The sequence below is a fragment of the Variovorax sp. J22G73 genome, from assembly GCF_030317035.1.
GTDB lineage: Bacteria > Pseudomonadota > Gammaproteobacteria > Burkholderiales > Burkholderiaceae_C > Variovorax.
The window spans coordinates 1-1,131 of record NZ_JASZYK010000035.1; the positions used below are offsets into that span (position 1 = coordinate 1).

Annotated in this window: 1 protein-coding gene; it reads left to right on the forward strand. The window is 61.8% G+C overall.

Going from position 1 to position 1,131, the window contains the following annotated elements:
* Window positions 1-53: 53 nt before the first annotated feature.
* A complete protein-coding gene (locus QTI51_RS38910; RefSeq protein ID WP_116914564.1) occupies window positions 54-1,124 on the forward strand; it encodes an IS30 family transposase in 1,071 nt (356 codons plus the stop codon).
* Window positions 1,125-1,131 lie beyond the last annotated feature (7 nt).

Here is a 1,131-nt window from a genome sequence, read left to right on the forward strand (position 1 = left end):
GGCGGTTTCAAACCTGAAGTGCAACACACTCGATCCTGAAAGGAAGAGCTTGCATGACCAGGAGTTACGAACAACTGAGTGCCGAAGAGCGCGGGATGATCATGGCGATGAAGCTGCAGGGCAGCAGCGCCAGGTTGATCTCGCGGACCTTGCAGCGTGCGCCCAGCACGATCACGCGGGAGTTGCGACGCAACGGTTTCAAATCCGATGCGGAGCTGGGCACGATGGGGCGCCCGCGCATTGCGGGTGGCTACGATGCGGTACGTGCCGGCGCACGCTCGCGCCGCGTGCGACGCCAGGCCCGGCGTCGGTGCAAGCTCCACTTCGAGGGTGCACTGTGGCGCAAGGTTCGGGCGTTGCTGGAGCAGTTTTGGTCGCCCGAGCAAATCGCCGGCACACTCAGGCAAGAGCACCCTGGACAACGCGAATTGCAAGCTTCCCACGAGACGATCTACACAGCCATCTATGCCGCCCCGCGCGGTGGATTGCGCAAGGAACTGGTGGCGTTGCTGCGCCAGGGTCGCGGCGCGCGCAAACCCCGCACGCGGGGAGAGGACAGGCGTGGTTCGCTGCAGGACATGGTGAGCATTCACGTGCGTCCGCCCGAGGCCAACGACCGGCTGCTGCCCGGACACTGGGAGGGCGACCTGATCAAGGGGAAGCTCAACCGCTCGGCTGTGGGCACCTTGGTATGCCGCAAGACCTTGTTCGTGATGCTGGTGAAGATGGATGGCGCCACAGCGCTGGATGCCCTCCAGGGCTACGAGCAAGCCTTCTCGCCCTTGGACGAAGCGCTTCGACAAACCTTGACCTACGACCAAGGCAAGGAGATGGCCTTGCACAAGAAGCTCGCCGAGAGCACGGGTTTGAAGATCTACTTTGCGGATCCTCACAGCCCTTGGCAGCGCGGCATCAACGAGAACACCAACGGCTTGATCAGGCAGTACCTGCCCAAGGGGACAGACTTGAGCGTTCATTCTCAGCGCGATCTCGATCACATTGCCTGGAGTTTGAACACCCGCCCACGCAAGACCTTGGGGTTCCGCACTCCGGCGCAAGTCCTCTTCGAAGACTGTTTCAACCAGAATGTCGATATCCAACCCATCGTTGCACTTGGGATTTGAGGCCGCC

What these genes read in the sequence shown, in the direction of transcription:
- QTI51_RS38910 (WP_116914564.1), top strand. Translation starts at nt 54, where the DNA reads ATGACCAGGAGTTACGAACAACTGAGTGCCGAAGAGCGCGGGATGATC.